We start from the raw sequence: 21,097 nt of genomic DNA, 5'->3' as shown, positions 1-21,097 counted from the left end.
CGAAGACGACAGGAGGTTCGTCATGGCCCACTCGTCCGCAGCTGCCGCCCGCCGAACCCCGCGCCCACCGGCAGCCCGGTCAACTACCGCCACCCCGGCCGGCAGACCGCCGCACCGCCGCCGCCCCCGCCGACCGCTCCCCCGGCCGAGCCCGGCCGCCCGGCCCAGCCCGTCGCGGGGGACGCCACCGGCTGGTCCATGGAGGAGCGGCTCTACAACCAGGTCTGGGGCATGTTCGAGGACCTGGCCCGCACCACCGCCGCCTACCGCAGCGCCGTCGACTTCGCCGAGTCCCGCATGGACAAGGAGCTGGAGCAGGTCCTGTCCGACCCGCGCAGCCGGATCGGCGGCCAGGCCGACGCCGCGCGCGAGGCCGCCCGCGCCCGGTACGCCCAGCTCGTCGACCAGGCCCGCGAGGCACTCGACCGGGACATCGCCCAGCTTGTCGCCGAGTCCGAAGTGGTCGAGCCGGCGCTGCCGCCGGCCTTCGCCCGCTGGGACAACCCCGTCTGGCACGCCTACCAGGTGCCGATGGAGATACCGATGGCGCTGCGCCTGGGCGATCTGCATCTGCCGGAGGCCGAGCGGCTCCGCATCCCGATGCTGCTCCGCCTGCCGCTGGAGCGGGGCCTGTGGATCGACAGCGGACGGGCCGAGTCCCTCGACGGCTCCTTCCACGACTCGCACGAGATGCGCCGCCTCGCCATGGACACCGCGGTGGCGCACGCGGCCCGGCTGCTCGCCGTCTACCCGGCCGGCGAGTTCACCGTGCACGTCATCGACCCGGCCGGGTCCGGCGCGCAGGCGCTGGCGCCGCTGACCCAGACCGGAGTGCTCACGTTCCCGCCCGCCCAGGGCGCGGCGGGCGTGGCGGAGACGCTCGGCCGGCTCACCCAGCGGGTCGACCTGGTGCAGATGGCGCTGCGCGGCGGGGCACCCGACGCCCTGCCGCCCGGCTTCGACATGTCCCAGCAGCTGCTGATCGTCAACGACTTCCCGCACGGCTTCGACGACCGGGCCGTCAACCAGCTGCGCTACCTCGCCGACGAGGGCCCCGCGGTCGGGGTGCATCTGATGATGGTCGCGGACCGCCAGGAGTCCGCCGGCTTCGGCCCGCTGCTCGACCCGCTGTGGCGGTCGCTGCTGCGGCTCACGCCGGTCGCCGACAACCACCTGGCCGACCCCTGGGTCGGGCACGCCTGGACGTACGAGCCCACGCTCGTGCCGGCGGGCAGCCAGGTGCTCCACCAGGTGCTCACCAAGGTCGCCGAGGCCCGCCGCGCCTGGAACCGCTGACGGGCCCCGGGCAGCGTCCCGGCTCCACCGGCCACCTTGATCAAGGATCCGTAAAGCCGCGTTGACCTGCGCACTTGTACCTTCTTTTACTCAGCCCTTTACCAATCCTTGGTGAAGCGTGTATGGTTCTTGGCACGGAGGGGAGTACTCCCCGTCTGTGCGGCGACCCCGTCAATACGGATCGGACCAGATCCCGGGGCGTCGGCCCGAGGTTCACCACCGCGCTGTCATCGCGCCCGAACCCGGGCGGAAGAGACCTCCGGCAGCGAAGACGCTGACTCTTGCCCAGTGACAAATCTGCCGGAGGCGCAGTGGATGTTTCCCTGACCCTGTGGGTCCTGACGATCGCGGGCCTCTGCCTGCTGATCGCCGTCGACTTCTTCATCGGCCGCAAGCCGCATGACGTATCCACCAAGGAAGCGGGGATCTGGACCGTCGTCTGGATCGCCCTGGCCGCCCTCTTCGGGATCGGCCTGCTGGTCTTCGCCGGAGGCGCACCCGCCGGCGAGTTCTTCGCCGGCTTCATCACCGAGAAATCGCTGAGCGTCGACAACCTCTTCGTCTTCGTCCTGATCATGGCGAAGTTCGCGGTGCCGTCGCAGTACCAGCAGCGGGTGCTGCTCGTCGGTGTGCTCATAGCCCTGGTGCTGCGCGCCGTTTTCATCGCCGCGGGCGCCGCGATCATCGCCAGCTTCGCCTGGGTCTTCTACATCTTCGGCGCCTTCCTCATCTGGACCGCCTGGAAGCTCGTCCAGGAGGCGCGGGCCGAGGAGCAGGACGAGGAGTACGAGGAGAGCAAGCTGCTCAAGGCCGCCGAGCGCCGCTTCGGCGTGGCCGACCGCTACCACGGCACCAAGCTGTGGATCCGGGAGAACGGCAAGCGGGTCATGACCCCGATGCTGGTCGTGATGCTCGCCATCGGCACCACGGACATGCTGTTCGCGCTGGACTCCATCCCCGCGATCTTCGGCCTCACCCAGGACCCGTACATCGTGTTCACGGCCAACGCGTTCGCCCTGATGGGGCTCAGGCAGCTGTACTTCCTCATCGGCGGCCTGCTGAAGAAGCTGGTCCACCTCTCCTACGGGCTCTCGATCATCCTCGGCTTCATCGGAGTGAAGCTGGTGCTGCACGCGCTGCACGAGTCAGGGGTCCACGTCCCCGAGATCAGCATCCCCGTCTCGCTCGGCGTGATCTGCGCCGTCCTGATCGTCACCACCCTCACCAGCCTGCGCGCCTCGCGGAAGCAGGCGGCGGCCGAGGCGGCGGGGGGCGGTGCCGAGAGCCCCGAGAAGAAGAGCCTCGATGTCTGACCGCTCCCCGCGTACGCAGACCGCACGGACCCCGTACGAACGGGTGCGGGGCTCGTGGACCTCTGGGACGATCGCCTCATGATCGAGCGGCTCAGGCCACTCCTGGCCCAGTGGACGATCCTGGCGCCGGTGCTCGCCGTGGTCCTGCTGGTCTTCACCTGGGGCCGCGATCTGCCCGGCGTGGTCGTGGCACTGGCGACGCTGATCCTCGCCTCGGCCGTGCTGGCGGCCGTGCACCACGCCGAAGTGGTGGCCCTCCGGGTCGGCGAACCCTTCGGCTCACTGGTCCTCGCCGTCGCTGTCACGGTCATCGAGGTGGCGCTGATCGTCACGCTGATGGCCGACGGCGGAGACAAGAGCGCGACCCTCGCCCGGGACACCGTCTTCGCCGCGGTGATGATCACCTGCAACGGCGTGGTCGGGCTGAGTCTGCTGGTCGCCTCCCTGCGGCACGGCACCGCCATCTTCAACTCCGAGGGCACCGGCGCCGCGCTCTCCACCGTCGCCACCCTGGCCACGCTCAGCCTGGTGCTGCCCACCTTCACGACGACCAAGCCCGGCCCGGAGTTCACCTCGGTCCAGCTCACCTTCGCCGCGGTCTCCTCACTGATCCTCTACGGCCTGTTCGTGGCGACCCAGACCGTGCGGCACCGCGACTACTTCCTGCCGATCACCAGGCAGGGCGACGTCATCACCGCCGAGGTGCACGCCGATCCCCCCTCCACCCGCACGGCCCTGATGAGCCTGGGACTGCTGACCCTCGCCCTGGTCGGCGTGGTCGGCCTCGCCAAGGGGGTCTCGCCCACCATCGAGTCGGGCGTGGAGGCCGCCGGGCTGCCGCACGCCATCGTCGGTGTGATCATCGCGCTGATGGTGCTGCTCCCCGAGACGATCGCCGCGGTGCGCGCCGCAGGCCGCGACCGCGTGCAGACCAGCCTCAATCTGGCGCTCGGCTCGGCGATGGCCAGCATCGGCCTGACCATCCCCGCGGTCGCCCTCGCCTCGCTCTGGCTCTCCGGCCCCCTCGTCCTCGGTCTCGGCAGCACCCATATGGTGCTGCTCGCCCTGACCGTGGTGGTGGCCGCCCTCACCGTCGTCCCCGGCCGCGCCACCCCGCTCCAGGGCGGAGTCCACCTGGTCCTGCTCGCGGCCTACCTGGAACTGGCGATCAATCCGTAGCAGCGCACCGCCCTGCCCGAGGGGCGAACGGTGCCCGGTGGGCCGGTACCGCATCGTGATAAACCGTGTGCAGCGGTGGCTGCCGCCGCCGCATTCCGCCCCCGTACGGACCGGAGGAGCCTCACCGTGCCCCGCAGCCTGGCCAGCGCCCCGATCATGATTCTCAACGGACCCAACCTGAATCTCCTCGGGCAGCGGCAGCCGGAGATCTACGGCTCCGACACGCTCGCCGACGTCGAGGCGATGTGCGTCAAGGCCGCGGCGGCCCACGGCGGCACGGTGGACTTCCGGCAGTCCAACCACGAGGGGCAGCTGGTCGACTGGATCCAGGAGGCGCGGCTGAACCACTGCGGTGTGGTGATCAACCCCGGTGCCTACTCGCACACCTCGGTCGCCGTCCTGGACGCGCTCAACGCCTGCGACGGGCTGCCCGTGATCGAGGTGCACATCTCCAACATCCACCGGCGCGAGGAGTTCCGGCACCACTCGTACGTCTCGCTGCGCGCCGACGGCGTGATCGCGGGGTGCGGCGTCCAGGGCTACGTGTTCGCGGTGGAGCGGATCGCGAAGCTGGCCGGCGCGGGGCAGGCGGAGGCGTAGGCCCCCGCGAAGCCCCGCCGCCGGCGGATCACCAGCCGCGGGCGCGCCACTCCGGCAGGTGCGGGCGTTCCGCGCCCAGCGTGGTGTCGTTGCCGTGCCCCGGGTAGACCCAGGTCTCGTCGGGCAGCACGTCGAAGATCTTGGTCTCGACGTCGTGCATCAGGCTGGCGAACGCCTTCGGGTCGTTGTGGGTGTTGCCCACACCGCCCGGGAAGAGGCAGTCCCCGGTGAACACATGGGGGTGGCCGTGCGGGTCGTCGTAGATCAGGACGATCGACCCCGGCGTGTGCCCCACCAGGTGGCGGGCGGTGAGCTCGACCTGGCCCACCCGGATCACGTCGCCGTCGTCCACCAGCACGTCGGTCGGCACCGGGATGCCCTCGGCGTCCTCGCGGCCCGCGTAGGTGCGGGCGCCGGTGGCCTCCACCACCGCGGCGAGCGCCTGCCAGTGGTCGGGGTGCCGGTGGGTGGTGACGACGGAGGCGAGGCCGTCGTCACCGATCGTGCCCAGCAGGGTGTCCGCGTCGTTGGCCGCGTCGATCAGCAACTGCTCGTCGGTGGCCCGGCAACGCAGCACATAGGCGTTGTTGTCCATCGGGCCGACCGCGATCTTGGTGATCATCAGGTCCTTGAGTTCGTGCACGTCGGCGGGGCCGCCGACGGTCACCCGACCGCTGTACGTCATGGCCGTCAGCCTATAGCGGCAACCGCGCCGCCGTGCGGTTGCCGCCAACATCGCGGCGCCGGGCGGTGTTGGGCGGTGCCCGGCTAGAGCGGCGGCAGCGCGGGCAGTGCGCCGCCCTTCACCCGCAGCGCGGACCCGTCCCGCCGGCCGGCGAGCCAGCCGAGCAGATCGGCGGCCGGACCCTCCACCAGCACCGGGCCGCCCTGCGCGCCGCCGCCGGTGGTCCAGGACCGGCCGTCCTCGGCGGCGACGGTCGTCCCCGGCACGTCCCGGTGCCCGGCGAACCGCCGGGTCAGGAAGTCGATCTCCCGCTCCACGAACTCGGCCGGCAGGTCCTCGAGCTCGTAGCCGATACCGAGGTCCACGTGGTGCAGCTCCACCTCGACCCAGCGCCGGAACGGCACCCGGGCCGCCTGGTCCGTGACCCCGTTGCGCAGCTCGACGGTCCGCGACCAGTCCTGCGGAACGGCGGTCGCCTGCCGGAAGCGCTCCGCGCTCTGGCGCAGATCGGCGAGCTGCTCGTCGAGCGGCCGCGGGGCGCCGTCCTCGATATCGGCGTCGCGCGCCTCCCCGGAGACGTACATGGGCCGCCCCTCGAGGACGTTCACCAGGGCGTCGGCGTTGCGGGCGAGGTGGGCCAGGACGTGGCCGCGGGTCCAGCCGGGAAGCCGTGACGACTGGGTCACAGCCGCGTCGTCCAGGGCGCCGACGGCGTTGAGCAGCCGGTCGGTCGCGGTTTGTACAAGCTCCAGGTCATGAGCGTGATCAATCATGCTGCTGACCCTAGTCGCGCCACACCTTCGGGTGAAGGCGGTGAAGCCGTGCCGTAAATCGAATGCACGTGCTATATGGTCGTGGTTGGCGTCGGGCATGCTGGATGGCCGGGGTTTGTTGTCAACCCGTGAATCCGACCGGCGTTGTCAGTGGCTCCCCCTAGTCTGAGAAAGCACGGGGGCCCCGCCCCTGTCGCTTCTCTCAAGAAAGGTGCGGACCGGCGTGGCCGACCGTCTCATCGTCCGTGGCGCGCGCGAGCACAACCTGAAGAATGTCTCGCTCGACCTCCCGCGCGACTCGCTCATCGTCTTCACGGGCCTGTCGGGGTCGGGCAAGTCCTCGCTGGCCTTCGACACGATCTTCGCCGAGGGGCAGCGGCGCTACGTGGAGTCGCTCTCCTCCTACGCCCGGCAGTTCCTCGGGCAGATGGACAAGCCGGACGTCGACTTCATCGAGGGCCTGTCCCCGGCGGTCTCCATCGACCAGAAGTCGACCTCGCGCAACCCGCGCTCCACGGTGGGCACCATCACCGAGGTCTACGACTATCTGCGCCTGCTCTTCGCGCGCATCGGCAAGCCGCACTGCCCCGAGTGCGGCCGGCCCATCTCGCGGCAGTCGCCGCAGGCCATCGTCGACAAGGTCCTGGAGCTGCCGGAGGGGAGCCGCTTCCAGGTGCTGTCGCCGCTGGTGCGCGAGCGCAAGGGCGAGTTCGTCGACCTGTTCGCCGACCTCCAGTCCAAGGGCTACTCCCGCGCCCGGGTGGACGGCGAGACCGTCCAGCTCGCCAACCCGCCCACGCTGAAGAAGCAGGAGAAGCACACCATCGAGGTGGTCGTCGACCGCCTCACCGTGAAGGACTCCGCCAAGCGCCGCCTCACCGACTCCGTGGAGACCGCCCTCGGCCTGTCCGGCGGCATGGTCGTGCTCGACTTCGTCGACCTCCCCGAGGACGACCCCGAGCGCGAGCGGATGTACTCCGAGCACCTGTACTGCCCGTACGACGACCTGTCCTTCGAGGAGCTGGAGCCGCGCTCCTTCTCCTTCAACTCGCCCTTCGGCGCCTGCCCCGAGTGCACCGGCATCGGCACGCGCATGGAGGTCGACCCGGAGCTGATCGTCCCGGACCAGGAGAAGACCCTCGACGAGGGCGCCATCCACCCCTGGTCGCACGGCCACACCAAGGACTACTTCGGCCGCCTCATCGGCGCCCTCGCCGACGCGCTCGGCTTCCGCACCGACATCCCGTTCGCGGGGCTGCCGCAGCGCGCCAAGAAGGCCCTGCTGTACGGCCACAAGACCCAGATCGAGGTCCGCTACCGTAACCGCTACGGCCGCGAACGCCGCTACACCACCGCCTTCGAGGGCGCCGTCCCCTTCGTCAAGCGCCGGCACAGCGAGGCCGAGAGCGACGCCAGCCGGGAGCGCTTCGAGGGCTATATGCGCGAGGTGCCCTGCCCCGCCTGTGAGGGCACGCGCCTGAAGCCGGTCGTCCTCGCCGTCACGATCATGGGCAAGTCGATCGCCGAGGTCTCCGCCATGTCCATCAGCGACTGCGCGGAGTTCCTGGGCGAGCTCAAGCTCTCCGCCCGCGACAAGAAGATCGCCGAGCGGGTGCTGAAGGAGGTCAACGAGCGGCTGCGCTTCCTGGTCGACGTCGGCCTGGACTACCTCTCGCTCAACCGCGCCGCGGGCACCCTCTCCGGCGGTGAGGCCCAGCGCATCCGCCTGGCCACCCAGATCGGCTCCGGACTCGTCGGCGTGCTCTACGTCCTCGACGAGCCGTCCATCGGCCTGCACCAGCGGGACAACCACCGGCTGATCGAGACCCTCGTCCGGCTCCGCGACATGGGCAACACCCTGATCGTCGTGGAGCACGACGAGGACACCATCAAGACCGCCGACTGGATCGTCGACATCGGCCCGGGCGCCGGTGAGCACGGCGGCAAGGTGGTGCACAGCGGCTCCCTCAAGGAGCTGCTGGCCAACGCCGAGTCGCAGACCGGGCAGTACCTGTCCGGCAAGAAGTCCATCCCGCTGCCCGAGATCCGGCGCCCCGTCGACCCGACGCGCCGGCTCACGGTGCACGGCGCCCGCGAGAACAACCTCAAGGACATCGACGTCTCGTTCCCGCTGGGCGTGTTCACCGCCGTCACCGGTGTCTCCGGCTCCGGCAAGTCCACGTTGGTCAACGACATCCTCTACACGCACCTGGCCCGCGAGCTGAACGGCGCCCGCTCCGTCCCCGGCCGGCACACCCGGGTGGAGGGCGACGACCTCGTCGACAAGGTCGTCCACGTCGACCAGTCGCCCATCGGCCGCACCCCGCGCTCCAACCCGGCCACCTACACCGGCGTCTTCGACCACATCCGCAAGCTGTTCGCCGAGACCACCGAGGCGAAGGTCCGCGGCTACCAGCCCGGACGCTTCTCCTTCAACGTCAAGGGCGGCCGCTGCGAGAACTGCGCGGGCGACGGCACCATCAAGATCGAGATGAACTTCCTCCCGGACGTCTACGTCCCGTGCGAGGTCTGCCACGGCGCCCGCTACAACCGGGAGACCCTGGAGGTCCACTACAAGGGCAAGTCCATCGCGGACGTGCTCAACATGCCGATCGAAGAGGCCATGCACTTCTTCGAGGCGGTCCCGGCGATCTCGCGTCACCTCAAGACGCTCAACGACGTCGGCCTGGGCTATGTCCGGCTCGGCCAGTCCGCCACCACCCTGTCCGGCGGTGAGGCCCAGCGCGTGAAGCTCGCCAGCGAGCTGCAGAAGCGCTCCACCGGCCGCACGGTCTACGTGCTGGACGAGCCGACCACCGGACTGCACTTCGAGGACATCAGCAAGCTGCTGAAGGTGCTGTCCGGCCTGGTCGACAAGGGCAACACGGTCATCGTCATCGAGCACAACCTCGACGTGATCAAGACCGCCGACTGGATCGTCGACATGGGCCCCGAGGGCGGCGCCGGCGGCGGTCTCGTGGTCGCCGAGGGCACGCCCGAGCAGGTCGCCGCGGTCCCGGCCAGCCACACCGGCAAGTTCCTGCGGGAGATCCTCGGCGCGGACCGGATCAGCGACGCCACCCAGGTGAGCGCCCCGCGCAAGGCCGCGGCGAAGAAGACGGTCGCCGCGAAGGCCACGACGCGGAAGACCGCCACCAAGAAGGTCGACAGCACGGCGAAGGCGAGCAGGACGACCAAGGCGACGAAGACCGCCAAGGCGACCAAGACCGCCGCGAAGAAGAGCACGCGCGCGACCAAGGGCTGACCGGCCCGGCACCGATCACCGACCGCGCCCCATGGATCCCGGATCCGTGGGGCGCGGCGCATGGTCGGCCGCTCGCTGGGGGAGGGGGAGTGGCGCCTCAGGCGTCGCCCATCTCGTGCGCGTACGGCGGTTCCGCCCCCGCGCGCGAGCAGGTGATCGCCGCCGCGCGGGCCGCGAAGCCGAGCAGCTCCCGCCAGCCCTCCTCCCCGAGAGCGGCCAGCTTCTCCGCGCTGAGAGCGTCCCGCACCGCCAGTCCGTGCAGCAGCGCCGCGTTCACGGTGTCGCCCGCGCCGATGGTGTCCACCACCGTGACCCGCTCACCGGGCACGGAGTACTCGCCCCCGTCGCGGGTGTACGCGGTCAGCCCCTCGCCGCCGCGCGTGATCACCACCGCCGACGGACCGGCCGCCAGCCACTCCCGCGGATCCCCGCCCAGCCACACGGCGTCCTCCGCGGACAGCTTCACCAGCGACACCGACGGCAGCCAGCCGCGGAACCGCGCCCGGTAGGCGTCCGCGTCGGCGATCAGCCCCGGCCGGATGTTGGGGTCCAGCGTCGTGAACACCCCCTGCGCCGACGCCTCGCGCATCAGCTGCTCGTACGCGGACGCCCCCGGCTCCAGCACCAGCGAGCAGGTCCCGAACGACACCGCCCGCGTGCCGGGCGGCAGCGCGTCGGGCACCGTGAACAGCCGGTCCGCGGTGCCCTCCACATAGAAGGAGTACGCGGCCGAGCCGTCCGCGCCGACCGTGGCGACGGCCAGCGTCGTCGGCTCGTCGCCGCGCTGCACCGCCGAGACGTCCACCCCGGTGGTACGCAGCCGGTCCAGCAGGGCCTCGCCGAAGGCGTCGCGGGAGATCCGGGAGCAGAAGGCGGTCCGGGTGCCCAGGCGGCCCAGGGCCACCGCGGTGTTGAAGGGCCCGCCGCCGAGCGCCGGGGTGAGCGACGCGAGCGCTCCCGTCCCCTGCGGGACCAGATCGATCAGGGCCTCACCGGCTACGACGATCACGAGGAGTTCCTTTCCCGGACGTACGAGAGGGTGCTCAAGGATAGGCAGGCCCGCCCGTGGTGCCACCTGCCCGCACACCCCCTGATCAGCGCCCGGTATCGTCCCGATGTCCGACCCCCGACCCTGGAGAATCCATGCCCGGCCGACCCACCGCGAGCCGCCGAACCGTCCTGCGAGGCGTCGCCCTCACCCCCATGGCCGGACTCGGCCTCACCGCCTGCGCCGGCGGCGAGAGCAAGCCCGCAGTGCCGACCGGACCGGTCGAGCTGGGCGCCGAGAAGGAGGTCGCCCGGGGCGGCGCGAAGCTGTACCGGGACCACAACGTGGTGGTCAGCCGGGGCGAGGACGGCACACTCGCGGCGTACAGCACCATCTGCACCCACGCGCGGTGCCCCATCAACAAGCTCGAGGGCACCAGGCTGATCTGCCCCTGTCACGGCAGCGAGTTCGACGCCACCAGCGGCAAGGTGCTGCGCGAACCGGCCGTGGCCCCGCTGACCAGGCTCGCCGTGGAGGTCGAGAACGGCACGATCGTCGCCAAGCCGGAAGCCTGAGCGGACTCGACCCCAGGAGGCCGGGGCCGGGGGCGACCCGGGAGGCCGGGGCCGGAAGCCGAGGCCGGTGCCGGAAGCCGAAGCCGGGCCCGTGGCCCTGCCCGTATGCCGCCCGCCGGCGCCCGTTCCGTGCCCGCCCCCCCGACGCCGACCCGTCGCCCGCCACCCGACGTGGACCCGTCGCCCGCCACCCGACGCCGGCCCGTCAGCGCCTCCGGCCCGTCCGGTGCCGGGACGGTCACTCCCAGTCCCAGGCGATCCCCACGTACCCCGACCGCACGCGCGGCTCGACCAGGTGCACCGAGTGGTGCCGGCCGTTCAGCGCGAGCTCCTGCCGGCCCGCGCGCGGGGCGGCCGCCGAGTGCTGGGTGAACCGGTGGCAGCGCACCGGAAGCGCCCCGGCGTCGAAGCACACCTGCAGGGCGTACTGGCCGCCGTGCGCGTCGGGCCGGTGCACGTACTCGTGCGAGACACCGGCCGTGCCGTCCTCGACGGCGTAGCGGAAGAGGAAGGTGTCCCCGGCCCGCAGGCGGAGCCCGAAGAGCAGCTCGGCGGCGAGCACACCGCTCTCCGGGTGCCGCCGCACCCGGCCGACCAGGCAGTTCTCCAGGGCGCGCACGGTCATCCGCTCCGGTGCGCAGCCCGGGTCGCCGTGGTGGACGGCCACGAAGCGGTCCACGCCGTCGCGGTGCGCACGCACGATGTGGTGCGACTCGCGCTCGGCCAGCTCGCGGCGCGCCCCGATCCGGACGCGCTCGTAGTGGTTCAGGGTGTGCAGGCCGCTGTCCCGCGGGACGCCCAGGTCCGCCAGCAGCTCCTCGGCCGCGCCGGCGGCCTCGACGAGGTACCGGTACGAGCGGCCCGCCGGGCGCCGGCCCGCCGGGGTGCCGCCGGAGTCGTCCAGCAGCCGGATCAGGGACTCCTCGGGCAGCTGCAGTATCTCCTCCAGCGCCCGCACCGCGCGCAGCGACTCCGGGCGCTGCGGGCGCCGGGCCCCCTGCTGCCAGTAGCTCAGGCTGGTGACGCCCACCTTCACGCCGTGGCGCGAGAGATGGTGCTGTACGCGCTGCAACGGCAGCCCGCGTGCGGCGATCGCGGCCCGCAGGGCGACATGGAAGGGGCCGCCGCGCAGGGCGGAGTCCAGTTCCACGGAGGCGATGTCCGCGTGCGATGTGGCGTGCGGCATGCAGGGGCCTTTCTGTGAAGTCCACAACGGCTGGTCAGACCGTGCGCGCGGGGCACCCCGGGCCGTCCCGTGGGCACGCGCCGGAGTCTTCACATCCGTACGCGGCCGTTCAGGTCCCCGAGCTCCCCCGCATTGAAGCGTGTTGACCTGGCCGCGACAACACCTGCGCGGGCTGCCGTGAGCACCGGCCGCCGTGGACTTCTGCCCTGCCGGGCTACGGCCGGCCGCCCTGCCCGTTCTCCGGCTCGCTCTCCCGCGCGAGGAGACGCTTGGCGCGCACGACGTCGGGGTCGCGCGGATCGAGCGAAGCCCGCAGTCCACAGGTCTGCTGCGCCGAGCCGCGGGCGGGCGTCTCGTCCTGGTACCGGCGCGCTCCGGCCTGCCGTCGTGGCTTCTCGATCCGCGTGCGTCGCATCCGATCGCCCTCCGCCTCGTCTCCGTCCGGCGCTCACCGACGGACGGACCCCCCACCTTCCCGCTCACCGCCGCTCATAACCTTCCGAAGAGGCTTCGGGCACGTCATCGCCGTGAGGGCGCCCGGTGAGGGTGCCTGTGAGGGCGCCCCGCAAGGCGGTCGTCCACAGCCCCGCCCGGCACGCCGCGGCACCTTGGGGTCGGCTGTCCACAGGCCCGCCTGAGTGTCGGCCCCCGCCAGTAGGGTGTGATGCATGGCCGACCCCTCCAGCTACCGCCCCAAGCCGGGTGAGATCCCCGACTCGCCGGGGGTCTACCGGTTCCGTGACGAGCACGGCCGGGTGATCTACGTCGGAAAGGCGAAGAGCCTGCGGCAGCGCCTGGCGAACTACTTCCAGGACCTCGCCGGGCTGCACCCGCGCACCCGCACGATGGTGACGACGGCCGCGTCCGTGGAGTGGACGGTGGTCTCCACGGAGGTCGAGGCGCTCCAGCTGGAGTACTCCTGGATCAAGGCGTACGACCCCCGCTTCAACGTCAAGTACCGCGACGACAAGAGCTATCCGTACCTCGCGGTGACGATGAACGAGGAGTTCCCGCGCGTGCAGGTGATGCGCGGTCACAAGAAGAAGGGCGTGCGGTACTTCGGCCCCTACGCGCACGCGTGGGCGATCCGCGACACCGTGGACCTGCTGCTGCGGGTGTTCCCGGTGCGCACCTGCTCCGCCGGGGTGTTCAAGAACGCCGCCCGCACCGGCCGTCCCTGTCTGCTCGGCTACATCGGCAAGTGCTCGGCGCCCTGCGTCGGCCGGATCTCCGCCGAGGAGCACCGTGAACTGGCCGAGGAGTTCTGCGACTTCATGGCCGGCCGCACGGGCACCTACATCCGGCGGCTGGAGCGGCAGATGGCCGAGGCGGCCGAGGCGATGGAGTACGAACGGGCGGCCCGGCTGCGCGACGACATCGGGGCGCTGAAGAAGGCCATGGAGAAGAACGCGGTCGTGCTCGCCGACGCGACCGACGCCGACCTGATCGCGGTCGCCGAGGACGAGCTGGAGGCGGCCGTCCAGATCTTCCATGTGCGCGGCGGACGGGTGCGCGGCCAGCGCGGCTGGGTCACCGACAAGGTGGAGGAGATCACCACCGGCGCCCTGGTCGAGCACGCCCTGCAGCAGCTCTACGGCGAGGAGACCGGCGACGCCGTCCCCCGGGAGGTCCTGGTCCCCGCCCTGCCCGACCCGGTGGAGCCCGTCCAGGAGTGGCTCACCGGCCGGCGCGGCGCGAACGTGTCCCTGCGCGTGCCGCAGCGCGGCGACAAGAAGGCGCTGATGGAGACGGTGCAGCGCAACGCCCAGCAGGCGCTGGCGCTGCACAAGACCAAGCGCGCCTCCGACCTGACCACCCGCTCCCGCGCGCTGGAGGAGATCGCCGAGGCGCTCGGCCTGGACAGCGCCCCGCTGCGCATCGAGTGCTACGACGTCTCGCACCTCCAGGGCGACGACGTGGTGGCGTCCATGGTGGTCTTCGAGGACGGGCTGGCCCGCAAGAGCGAGTACCGCCGCTTCCAGATCAAGGGCTTCGCCGGGCAGGACGACGTCCGGTCCATGCACGAGGTGATCACCCGCCGCTTCCGGCGCTACCTCGCCGAGAAGGAGCGCACGGGGGAGTGGACCGAAGGGGGGAACGGCGGGGACGGCGCGCCCCAGGACGGCCTCCCGGAGCCGCCGGTGAGCACGCTCACCGAGGACGACGGCCGCCCCAAGCGGTTCGCCTACCCGCCCCAGCTCGTGGTGGTCGACGGCGGCGCCCCGCAGGTCGCGGCCGCCCAGCGGGCCCTGGACGAGCTCGGCATCGACGACATAGCCGTGTGCGGCCTCGCCAAGCGCCTGGAGGAGGTGTGGCTGCCGGGCGAGGACGACCCGGTGGTGCTTCCGCGCACCAGCGAGGGCCTGTATCTGCTCCAGCGGGTGCGGGACGAGGCCCACCGCTTCGCCATCACCTATCAGCGCAGCAAGCGCGCCAAGCGCCTCCGGGCCGGCCCGCTGGACGACGTGCCCGGCCTCGGCGAGGCCCGCAAGCAGGCGCTGATCAAGCACTTCGGTTCGGTGAAGCGGCTGCGGTCGGCGACAATCGATCAGATCTGTGAGGTTCCGGGCATAGGCCGCAAGACCGCCGAGACGATCGTCGCGGCCCTCGCCGGGGCGGCACCCTCCGCGCCCGCCGTGAACACGGCCACGGGCGAGATCATGGATGACGATGACATGGAAGAACCCGGACAGGCCGCGGGTTCTCCCGGGGAACCCGTGTCTGCGGGAGCCCCGGACGAACGACGGGGGCAGGAGAGATGAGCGAGCACGAGACAGGGTCCGGAGCGGACCGGGCCCAGCAGCCACCCGGCCCCGGCGTCACCCGCCGGGACGCAGGCCACGACGACGGAGCACAGGTGAAGACGGGCAACGACAAGGCCGGGCCGGCCGCTGAGGCGGCCATCCCCGAGCTGGTGATCATCTCCGGCATGTCCGGGGCCGGCCGCTCGACGGCCGCGAAGTGTCTGGAGGACCTCGGCTGGTTCGTCGTCGACAACCTGCCGCCCGCGCTGATCCCCACCATGGTCGAGCTCGGCGCCCGCTCCCAGGGCAATGTGGCCCGGATCGCCGTGGTCGTCGACGTCCGAGGCCGGCGCTTCTTCGACAACCTCCGCGAGTCCCTCGCCGACCTCGACGCCCGCGGTGTCACCCGGCGGATCGTCTTCCTGGAGTCCTCCGACGACGCCCTGGTGCGCCGCTTCGAGTCGGTGCGCCGCCCGCACCCCCTGCAGGGCGACGGCCGCATCGTCGACGGCATCGCCGCCGAGCGGGAGCTGCTGCGCGAGCTGCGCGGCGACGCCGATCTGGTGATCGACACCTCCAGCCTCAATGTGCACGAGCTGCGCGCCAAGATGGACGCCCAGTTCGCCGGCGAGGAGGAGCCCGAGCTGCGGGCCACCGTGATGTCCTTCGGCTTCAAGTACGGCCTGCCGGTCGACGCCGACCTGGTCGTGGACATGCGCTTCCTGCCCAACCCGCACTGGGTCCCGGAGCTGCGCCCCTACACCGGCCTCAACGAGGAGGTGGCGTCGTACGTCTTCAACCAGCCCGGCGCCAAGGAGTTCCTCGACCGCTACGCGGAGCTGCTGCGGCTGGTCGCCGCCGGCTACCGCCGTGAGGGCAAGCGCTATGTGACCATCGCGGTCGGGTGCACCGGCGGCAAGCACCGTTCGGTCGCAATGTCGGAGAAACTCGCCGCGCGGCTCGCCGCCGAGGGCGTGGAGACGGTGGTCGTCCACCGGGACATGGGACGCGAATGACACGACGTACTCCCCGGCTGAGCCGGCTGCGCAGGGCGGTCCCCGAGGGGCGCGCGGGCCGTCCGGTCGAGACCCGCGGTGCCCGCCCGCGCCGCCGCGGCACCCAGCCCAAGGTGGTCGCCCTCGGCGGCGGAATGGGCCTGTCCGCCTCGCTCGCCGCGCTGCGCCGGATCACCGGCGACCTCACCGCCGTGGTCACCGTCGCCGACGACGGCGGCTCCAGCGGCCGCCTGCGCGACGAGCTGGGGGTGCTGCCGCCCGGCGACCTGCGCAAGGCGCTGGCCGCGCTGTGCGGCGACGACGAGTGGGGCCAGACCTGGGCCCAGGTCATCCAGCACCGCTTCCAGTCCCAGGGCGACCTGCACGACCACGCGGTGGGCAATCTGCTGATCGTCGCCCTGTGGGAGCAGCTCGGCGACCACGTCAAGGCCCTGGACCTGGTGGGCCGGCTGCTCGGCGCGCACGGGCGGGTGCTGCCCATGTCCGCGGTCCCGCTGGAGCTGCAGGCCCTGGTCAAGGGGCACGACCCGGAGCGCCCGGACGAGGTGGAGACGGTGCGCGGGCAGGCCACGGTCGCCCTCACCCCCGGCGAGGTGCAGTCCGTGCACCTGGTGCCGAACGACCCGCCGGCCGTGCCCGAGGCCGTCGAGGCGGTCCTCGACGCCGACTGGGTGGTCCTCGGACCGGGTTCGTGGTTCTCCTCGGTCATCCCGCACCTTCTGGTGCCCGGGCTGCGGGACGCCCTGATCGAGACCAAGGCCCGGCGGGTACTTTCCCTGAACCTCGCTCCGCAGCCCGGAGAAACCGAGGGCTTCTCCCCGCAGCGTCATTTGGAGGTTTTGGGACGACACGCCCCTAAACTCGCCCTGGACGTGGTGCTGGCCGACGAGGCCGCTGTGCCCGACCGCGACTCGCTCACCGATGCCGCCAAGCGGTTCGGCGCCGCGGTCGAGCTGGCGCCGGTGGCCCGGCCCGACGGAAGCCCCCGGCACGACCCGGAGCTGCTGGCCGCCGCGTACGACCGTATTTTTCGGATGCATGGAAGGATCGGCCCATGGCGATGACGGCAGCGGTGAAGGACGAGATCTCCCGGCTTCCCGTCACCCGGACCTGCTGCAGGAAGGCGGAGGTCTCCGCCATTCTGCGGTTCGCCGGCGGCCTCCACCTGGTGAGCGGGCGCATCGTGATCGAGGCGGAGCTGGACACCGCCATGGCGGCCCGCCGCCTCAAGCGGGACATCCTGGAGATCTTCGGCCACAGCTCCGAGCTGATCGTGATGGCCCCCGGCGGGCTGCGCCGCGGCTCGCGCTACGTGGTCCGCGTGGTGGCGGGCGGCGACCAGCTGGCCCGCCAGACCGGCCTGGTCGACGGCCGGGGCCGCCCGATCCGGGGGCTGCCCCCGCAGGTGGTCTCGGGGGCCACCTGTGACGCCGAGGCCGCCTGGCGCGGGGCCTTCCTGGCGCACGGCTCGCTCACCGAGCCGGGCCGCTCCTCCTCCCTGGAGGTGACCTGCCCCGGCCCGGAGGCGGCGCTCGCGCTGGTCGGGGCCGCCCGCCGGCTGTCGATCGCCGCCAAGGCGCGCGAGGTGCGCGGTGTGGACCGCGTCGTCGTCCGTGACGGTGATGCGATCGGCGCGCTGCTGACGCGGCTCGGCGCGCACGAGTCGGTGCTGGCCTGGGAGGAGCGCCGGATGCGCCGCGAGGTGCGGGCCACGGCCAACCGCCTCGCCAACTTCGACGACGCCAACCTGCGGCGCTCCGCCCGCGCGGCCGTCGCCGCCGGGGCCCGGGTGCAGCGCGCGCTGGAGATCCTCGGCGACGACGTCCCCGAGCACCTCGCGGCGGCCGGCCGGCTGCGCATGGAGCACAAGCAGGCCTCCCTGGAGGAGCTGGGCGCGCTCGCCGACCCGCCGCTCACCAAGGACGCCGTCGCCGGACGCATCCGCCGGCTGCTCGCCATGGCCGACAAGCGCGCCGCCGACCTCGGCATCCCGGGCACGGAGGCCAATCTCACCGAGGAGCTGACCGAGAACCTCGTCGGCTGACGCCGGCCGGCTCGCTCAGCACATCGGCTGACGTCCGTCGGCTTGCTCAGCGCGTCGGCTGACGTCCGTCGGCTCGCCCCCTGCGGCTGACCTTCCGTCAAACAGCCGGTGCCGTCGCCCGATCGGGTGAACGGCGCCGGCTGTCGCGTGTCGGACCGGCACCCTTGACTCGATCTTCAAGTGTCATGAGCCTGGCAACCGTTCGCTGCTGTGGCGGACCCACCCTAGGGGGGTTCATGAGACGAAGAGCGGGATCGATCCTCGCTGCCGGCGCGCTCCTCATCGGCGGCGCCGGCTTCGCACCGGCCGCCCAGGCACGACCCGCCGGCCCACCGGCCGGCGACCAGGACGAGGTCCGGGTCTTCCGGGCCGTCGTCACCAGCGAGCAGGTACCGCTGCTGCTGGCCGCGGGCCAGGACGGCCACGAACTCGGTGAGCAGGTCCCCGACCGGGGCACCGCCACCGTCGAGGTCCATCTCACCACCGGACAGGCCGAGAAGCTCGAGAAACAAGGTGTCCGGCTCACCGAGCACCGGCTCTCGGCCCGCGCGGCCGACCGCGTCGAGGACGCCGCCGACGGCGTGTTCCGCCCGTACAGCGGCAAGGGCGGCCTGAAGGAGGAGATCCTCCGCACCGCGCAGAGGCACCGCGACCTCACCAAGGTCGTCTCCATCGGCAAGACGGTCAGGGGCCAGGACATCCTCGCCCTGAAGCTCACCAAGAGAGCCCGCACCACGCGGGACGGCTCCAAGCCCGCCGTCCTCTACATGTCCAACCAGCACGCGCGCGAGTGGATCACCCCGGAGATGACCCGGCGGCTGATGCACCACTACCTGGACAAGTACCGGACGGACAAGCGCATCAAGAAGATCGTCGACACCACCGAGCTGTGGTTCGTCCTGTCGGCCAATCCCGACGGCTACGACTACACCTTCGCCGACGACGCCAACCGCCTGTGGCGCAAGAACCTCCGCGACGTCAACGGCGACGGCACCATCGGCACCGGGGACGGCGTCGACCTCAACCGCAACTTCCCCTACAAGTGGGGCTACGACGACGAGGGTTCGTCACCCAACCCCACCAGCCAGACCTACCGCGGCGCGAGCCCCGGCTCCGAGCCCGAGACCAAGGCGATCGACGCGCTGCAGAAGCGCATCGGCTTCACCTACGGCATCAACTACCACTCCGCCGCCGAACTCCTCCTCTACGGCGTCGGCTGGCAGGTCGCCACCCCCACCCCCGACGACGTCATGTACAAGGCGCTCGCCGGGACACCGGGCAACTCCGCGATCCCCGGCTACCTCCCGCAGCTCTCCTCCGAGCTGTACACCACCAACGGCGAGGCCGACGGGCACGCGGCGAACGTCAACGGGATGGCGATGTTCACCCCGGAGATGTCGACCTGTCAGACGGCCTCCGAATACGACCCGGACGACGCCTGGAAGCCCGGCGACTGCCGTTCGATCTTCACCTTCCCGGACGACGAGAAGCTGATCCAGCAGGAGTTCGCCAAGAACGTCCCGTTCGCCCTCTCGGTGGCCGAGAGCGCCGCGCACCCCGACCGGCCGGACTCCGCGGTCGGCCTGAAGGCGGCCGACTTCACCCCGGCCGCCTTCGGCACCTCCTACACGCGCGACGGCGAGCAGGAGGTCTCCGTCGTCGTCCGCAGGGCCGTGCGCGACAAGGAGCTGAAGTACCGCATCGACGGCGGCCGCACCCGGGACGCCGGCCTCAGGGCCTGGAGGGGCGGCGAGCGGTACGGCGGCGAGGACGACCTGCACTTCGACGAGTACCGCGCGATGGTGAAGGGCATCCGCCCCGGTGACCGGGTGCAGGTGTGGTTCACCGGCGAGACCCGGGGCGGCCGGGACGTCGCCAGCGAGCGCTTCACCTTCACCGTGGCCGAACGCCCCCGCGCCGACGTCCTGGTGGTCGCCGAGGAAGGCGCGAAGGCCACCCACGCCCAGCGCTACATCGACGCGCTCCGCGCCAACGGCAGGAGGGCGGCCCTCTGGGACGTCGCCGAGCGGGGCGCGCCCGACGCGCTCGGCGTGCTGAGCCACTTCCGCACCGTGGTCCACTACACCGGCGCCGCCGTGCCGGGCGTGGCGACCCAGCTCCAGCTGCGGGCCTTCCTCAACGAGGGCGGACGGCTGATCGAGGCGGGCGAGCAGGCCGGCGGCTCCGTCGACCTCGGCGAGGGCACCCTGTCCGACGACTTCAGCCAGTACTACCTGGGCGCCTACACCCGCAGTTCCACCTCCGGCGTCACCTCGTTCGCCGGGTCCGGGAAGCTCGGCGGCTTCAGCGGCCCGCTCGGCGACGCGCCGGGCAACCCGCTGGACAAGGCCGGCACCTACGGCCTCACCTCCGACGAGCTGCCCGCCGACCGGTACCCGCAGTTCGCCGGCAGGGGCGCGGGCGACTACCCGGGCACGATCAACCCGTACGGCCCGTACGCGGGCTCCACGATGGCCGCCGCCGTCCACACCGACGACGGCTACAAACGCCTCACCAGAACCGTCGACCTCACCGGTGTCAGCGCGGCCGACCGGCCCACCCTGCGCACCCAGCTGCTGTGGGACACCGAGCCGGGCTACGACAACGTCATCGTCGAGGCGCACACCGCGGGCGCCGGTGACTGGACGACGCTGCCGGACGCGGGCGGCGCGACCCGCACCACCGTGCCGACCGAGTGCGGAGGCGGCTTCTACGTCGGTGAGCACCCCTGGCTGGAGCACTACCTGACCGTGGCGGACGGCGAATGCACCGCGAGAGGCACCACCGGCGCCTGGAACAGCCTGACCGGCTCCTCCGGCGGCTGGCAGCAGGTGAACTTCGACCTGAGCGCCTACGCCGGGAAGACGGTCGAGGTGTCGGTCAGCTATGTCACCGACCCGGGCAGCGGCGGCCACGGCGTCCTCGCCGACGAGGCCTCCCTGGTCGTGGGCGGCGAGGTGCGCGAGACCGAGGGCTTCGAGACCTCCTTCGGGCCCTGGGAGGTCACCGGCCCGCCCCCGGGCAGCCCGCCGGTGCCGAAGGACTGGACGCGCACCGGGGAGCTGTTCCGGACCCACGCGGCCATCACCACCCGGGACACCGTGCTCCTGGGCTTCGGCCTGGAGCACCTCGCCTCGGCCGCCGACCGGGCGGCCCTGATCCGCAAGGCGCTCGCCGCGCTCGACCGGTGAGCCGGGTGAACCCGGTGAACCGGTGAACCGGTGAATTGTCTGGCCGGTGAACCAATGAGCCGCACCGCGCCGGACCGGTGGACTCCCGCCGTGTCCGGCGCGGTGAGCGTGGACAGATGAGCGCCCCCGGCGACAGATGAAAGGCGCGAGCCGGAACCCCTGTATCCGGCCAATCCGGGTACCCGGCAGTGACAAGAACCACTCGGACCTGGGCGATCCGTACCCTACTGACGGGTAAGGAT

At 71.8% G+C, this 21,097-nt stretch carries 15 protein-coding genes and 1 pseudogene; 11 read left to right on the top strand and 5 right to left on the bottom strand.

Going from position 1 to position 21,097, the window contains the following annotated elements; genetic code table 11:
• The 4 genes and pseudogenes from ABD198_RS07570 to aroQ all read left to right on the top strand — a co-directional run.
• A pseudogene (locus ABD198_RS07570) lies at positions 1-1,296 on the top strand (TerD family protein); the annotation flags it as partial.
• A 311-nt stretch (positions 1,297-1,607) separates the two neighbouring features.
• Complete coding sequence (locus tag ABD198_RS07565; RefSeq protein WP_343998725.1) at positions 1,608-2,609, top strand: TerC family protein; 1,002 nt, start codon at positions 1,608-1,610, stop codon at positions 2,607-2,609.
• A gap of 78 nt (positions 2,610-2,687) precedes the next feature.
• Positions 2,688-3,788 (top strand): calcium:cation antiporter, encoded by a 1,101-nt coding sequence (locus ABD198_RS07560; RefSeq protein ID WP_343998723.1) that lies wholly within the window; start codon positions 2,688-2,690, stop codon positions 3,786-3,788.
• Between the two features lie 126 nt (positions 3,789-3,914).
• On the top strand, positions 3,915-4,388 hold the full coding sequence (gene aroQ / locus ABD198_RS07555) for a type II 3-dehydroquinate dehydratase (RefSeq protein ID WP_343998721.1): 474 nt from the start codon (positions 3,915-3,917) through the stop codon (positions 4,386-4,388).
• A 28-nt stretch (positions 4,389-4,416) separates the two neighbouring features.
• Here the strand turns inward: aroQ and ABD198_RS07550 are convergent, their stop codons facing one another.
• Entirely contained in the window at positions 4,417-5,073 is a 657-nt protein-coding gene (locus tag ABD198_RS07550; protein ID WP_343998719.1) for an MBL fold metallo-hydrolase, read from the bottom strand.
• An 83-nt stretch (positions 5,074-5,156) separates the two neighbouring features.
• Positions 5,157-5,846, bottom strand: coding sequence for a maleylpyruvate isomerase family mycothiol-dependent enzyme (locus ABD198_RS07545; protein ID WP_343998718.1), 690 nt, complete (start codon positions 5,844-5,846; stop codon positions 5,157-5,159).
• A 223-nt stretch (positions 5,847-6,069) separates the two neighbouring features.
• Between ABD198_RS07545 and uvrA the strand changes: the two genes are divergently transcribed.
• Positions 6,070-9,111: an excinuclease ABC subunit UvrA gene (gene uvrA / locus ABD198_RS07540; RefSeq protein ID WP_343998716.1), complete on the top strand. Its 3,042-nt coding sequence runs from the start codon at positions 6,070-6,072 to the stop codon at positions 9,109-9,111.
• Positions 9,112-9,208: 97 nt separating this feature from the next.
• Here uvrA and ABD198_RS07535 read toward each other — a convergent pair whose 3' ends face one another.
• Positions 9,209-10,120 carry a carbohydrate kinase family protein gene (locus tag ABD198_RS07535; protein ID WP_343998714.1) on the bottom strand — a complete coding sequence of 304 codons (912 nt, stop codon included), beginning with the start codon at positions 10,118-10,120 and terminating at the stop codon, positions 9,209-9,211.
• A 134-nt stretch (positions 10,121-10,254) separates the two neighbouring features.
• Between ABD198_RS07535 and ABD198_RS07530 the strand changes: the two genes are divergently transcribed.
• Positions 10,255-10,674 carry a Rieske (2Fe-2S) protein gene (locus ABD198_RS07530; RefSeq protein ID WP_343998712.1) on the top strand — a complete coding sequence of 140 codons (420 nt, stop codon included), beginning with the start codon at positions 10,255-10,257 and terminating at the stop codon, positions 10,672-10,674.
• Between the two features lie 238 nt (positions 10,675-10,912).
• Here the strand turns inward: ABD198_RS07530 and ABD198_RS07525 are convergent, their stop codons facing one another.
• Both ABD198_RS07525 and ABD198_RS07520 read right to left on the bottom strand, forming a co-directional pair.
• On the bottom strand, positions 10,913-11,860 hold the full coding sequence (locus ABD198_RS07525; RefSeq protein WP_343998710.1) for a hypothetical protein: 948 nt from the start codon (positions 11,858-11,860) through the stop codon (positions 10,913-10,915).
• A 214-nt stretch (positions 11,861-12,074) separates the two neighbouring features.
• Positions 12,075-12,275, bottom strand: coding sequence for a hypothetical protein (locus tag ABD198_RS07520; protein ID WP_343998708.1), 201 nt, complete (start codon positions 12,273-12,275; stop codon positions 12,075-12,077).
• A gap of 253 nt (positions 12,276-12,528) precedes the next feature.
• Between ABD198_RS07520 and uvrC the strand changes: the two genes are divergently transcribed.
• From uvrC to ABD198_RS07495, 5 genes are all read left to right on the top strand, one after another.
• Positions 12,529-14,622 (top strand): excinuclease ABC subunit UvrC, encoded by a 2,094-nt coding sequence (gene uvrC, locus ABD198_RS07515; RefSeq protein WP_343998706.1) that lies wholly within the window; start codon positions 12,529-12,531, stop codon positions 14,620-14,622.
• A complete protein-coding gene (gene rapZ, locus ABD198_RS07510; protein WP_343998703.1) occupies positions 14,619-15,620 on the top strand; it encodes an RNase adapter RapZ in 1,002 nt (333 codons plus the stop codon). Before uvrC ends, rapZ begins: the two co-directional genes overlap by 4 nt.
• Complete coding sequence (locus tag ABD198_RS07505) at positions 15,617-16,684, top strand: gluconeogenesis factor YvcK family protein (protein WP_343998701.1); 1,068 nt, start codon at positions 15,617-15,619, stop codon at positions 16,682-16,684. Before rapZ ends, ABD198_RS07505 begins: the two co-directional genes overlap by 4 nt.
• Positions 16,675-17,664, top strand: a complete 990-nt coding sequence (gene whiA / locus ABD198_RS07500; protein ID WP_343998700.1) for a DNA-binding protein WhiA — start codon at positions 16,675-16,677, stop codon at positions 17,662-17,664. The genes ABD198_RS07505 and whiA overlap by 10 nt, the downstream gene beginning before the upstream one ends.
• 236 nt (positions 17,665-17,900) lie before the next feature.
• On the top strand, positions 17,901-20,855 hold the full coding sequence (locus ABD198_RS07495) for a M14 family metallopeptidase (RefSeq protein ID WP_343998698.1): 2,955 nt from the start codon (positions 17,901-17,903) through the stop codon (positions 20,853-20,855).
• The last annotated feature ends 242 nt before the right edge of the window (positions 20,856-21,097 follow it).

This window comes from Streptomyces thermocarboxydovorans (assembly GCF_039524635.1).
GTDB classification, from domain to species: domain Bacteria; phylum Actinomycetota; class Actinomycetes; order Streptomycetales; family Streptomycetaceae; genus Streptomyces; species Streptomyces thermocarboxydovorans.
This window is presented reverse-complemented; position numbering and strand designations above follow the sequence as displayed.